Source organism: Paenibacillus sp. E194, assembly GCF_000935845.1.
GTDB classification, from domain to species: domain Bacteria; phylum Bacillota; class Bacilli; order Paenibacillales; family Paenibacillaceae; genus Paenibacillus_B; species Paenibacillus_B alvei_B.
Window position 1 is genome coordinate 1 of the sequence record NZ_JMDX01000424.1, and the last position, 2568, is coordinate 2568.

Consider the following 2568-nt stretch of genomic DNA (forward strand, 5'->3'; position numbering starts at 1 on the left):
ATCCCCATTTCAAGCGGCTTGTCCCATCTATCCGCCGTCTGCCTTCCAACAAGTCAGACAGCAAACCGTCTGAAATTTCCAGACCTGTTACTTGGTTACCCATATTTGGCTGAAAATATACATCGGCGACCCATCCTAATTGCGATCCTTCACTTGTCATGACAGGCAAATCCTTCAACGCTCCATTCCCTGTCAAGAAAGCCCTCTCTATATGGATAGCCTCCGTATGCCGGATGGCTGTATCATTCGCGATCATTATTGCATCCTCACCACAAGCGGTTACCTCTTCCCAGCTTACAGAAGGAGGTGGTGATCCCTTGCGGGAGCGACCTTCAAGCTCTATATGTGTGATAGTCCAATCATTCGAAATGCGGATATCCTTTACCTTGGTCAACCGCTTCCCCGTCTCAATTCCGTATACGGGAAGGCCGATTAATTCCAACAGCTTCATATCGGGGCCCCCTCTTCAGCTAACGGCATTCACTTCCAAATGCAGGACGCTCCTCATCAGAATCAGGTAGATTCTCATTTCACGTACGTCCCCGGCCAACATGCCGCGTTATCTTCAAACGCCCCTCCTTTCACGCTGTGACAGTTCCCTTACTGTCTAGTACGAACACGTGATACGATGGTTGCAATTTGTTGCGCAGCGCAAGCAGCCTCTTCTCTAGTATTGCCCAAACCGAAGCTGAATCGTACAGCCGTTCTCTTGCGCTCATCTGGTAAATCCATAGCCTCCAGCACATGCGACAATTCAAGCGAGCCTGATGTGCAGGCAGATCCGCTCGAAGCCATAATTCCTGCCAAGTCCAAATTCATCAGCATTGTCTCCGTAGGCACATCCAAGAAACTGACATTCAATATATGCGGCAAATGCTCAGTAGGATGGCCATTCATGACCAATCGATCGCCGAGAGCTGCTGACAACTCTGTCCACAGCGTGCTGCGCACCTGCGCAAGTTCCTCCAGCTTCGATGGAAGTGAGCCATTCGCTATCTCCATTGCCTTCGCCATTCCGGCAATCCCTGCTGCATTCTCCGTCCCTGCTCTGCGCTTGCGTTCTTGGCTTCCACCATACAGCAGAGGATCCCAGTGAACACCTGCGCGTGCATAGAGAACGCCTACTCCCTTGGGGCCATTAATCTTATGGGCAGAGAAGCTAGCGAAGTCAACCGGCAACTCGTGCAGTTCGAGCTTCAAATGCCCGAGCACCTGAACAGCATCCGTATGCATCAGAATGCCACGCTCACGTGCCAAGCGGCCAATTTCTTCTATCGGCTGAAGCGTGCCTACCTCGTTGTTGCCATACATGACACTAATGAGACAAGTATGCGGGCGCAGCGCAGTTTCAATTGCCTCAACTGATACTCGCCCCATCTGATCCGGCGCAACATACGTAACCTCGAAGCCTAACTGCTCCAAGCGCTCGCACGCATGCAGCACCGCATGATGCTCCAATTGAGTCGTCACGATATGCGGCTTGCGTGCAGATGTATCGCCACTGCTTCCTTGCTGAGCAGGAGTTTCTGATGATTGCTTCAGCCAGGCAGACCATGCTGCACCGAAGATGGCAGCATTATCCCCTTCCGTTCCTCCGCTCGTGAAGACAAGCTCCTGCGGCTGGCAGCCCAACTGGGCGGCTATACGATCACGGGCTTGATTCAAGGCGAGCTTCGCTTCACGTCCGAACGCATGAACGCTGGAAGCGTTTCCGAACACTTGATGCATACTGTCGGTCATGGCTTCAAGTACGTCCGGATGAAGCGGAGTTGTCGCTGCATGGTCAAAATAGATGCGTTCCATTGTATTCCCTCGTTTCTGCAATTCCGTATGTCAAAATAACAATATCAAACTTCTCTCTCAAGATAAGTGGTCGTTAACCTATAGCTTGCTGTCCATCAATCATGTCTAAATATAGAACATGTAGCTGTCCTGGCTTCCTACATCCTTAAAGTTAACCAGATCTGCAAGAGTCGTGGAATCAAGTACCTGCGCAATGCTGTCCCGGATACGCAGCCACAAGTCACGCTTAGCCGGATCATCCTCTTCCGTGAAGTCAACTGGGGAGATTGGCCCTTCCAGCACGCGAATAATTTCACCTGCTGTAATATGTTCAGGAACGCCTGCCAGTATATAGCCACCGTATGCGCCGCGAATACTCTTAACCAATCCAGCGTTGCGCAGCGGCGCAATCAGCTGCTCCAAATAATGCTCGGATAGTTGGTTCTTCTCTGCAATACTCTTTAGCGACGTTGGGCCTTCCCCACAGCTCTTTGCCAGTTCCATCATAATCGTCAGGCCATAACGGCCTTTCGTTGAAATTTTCATATTATACACCTCATAGTTTTATTATCGTATAAATCCAATGTATTCCGATTAAGGTTCCCTGTATATCGTAACATAACTCTTCTCTTTATGGACAATAAACTGATGTGCCATTCACGAATTATTTCCATTTGCTTGAAATTTTCTTGACATCATCTCTTATTTCCGGTATACAAGCCCTTATGGTACAATATTAGAGGAAGTGAATTACTCTCGCTTTTGTACCAACCTTTTGTAGTTTCA

The 2568-nt window shown here is 49.4% G+C and carries 3 protein-coding genes; all 3 read right to left on the bottom strand.

Translation table 11 applies throughout. The annotated features are described in order from the left end of the window. Positions 1-451, bottom strand: a 451-nt coding sequence (locus AZ66_RS28435; RefSeq protein ID WP_044358008.1) for a PRC-barrel domain-containing protein, incomplete at its 3' end; no start/stop codon positions are given. A 149-nt stretch (positions 452-600) separates the two neighbouring features. After that, entirely contained in the window at positions 601-1803 is a 1203-nt protein-coding gene (locus AZ66_RS28440; protein ID WP_044358009.1) for a cysteine desulfurase family protein, read from the bottom strand. 105 nt (positions 1804-1908) lie between these two features. Beyond that, entirely contained in the window at positions 1909-2328 is a 420-nt protein-coding gene (gene cymR, locus AZ66_RS28445) for a cysteine metabolism transcriptional regulator CymR (RefSeq protein ID WP_021260656.1), read from the bottom strand. Positions 2329-2568 lie beyond the last annotated feature (240 nt).

Coding starts and splice junctions, on each gene's coding strand:
- cymR (WP_021260656.1), bottom strand. CDS start 2,328: ATGAAAATTTCAACGAAAGGCCGTTATGGCCTGACGATTATGATGGAA.
- AZ66_RS28440 (WP_044358009.1), bottom strand. CDS start 1,803: ATGGAACGCATCTATTTTGACCATGCAGCGACAACTCCGCTTCATCCG.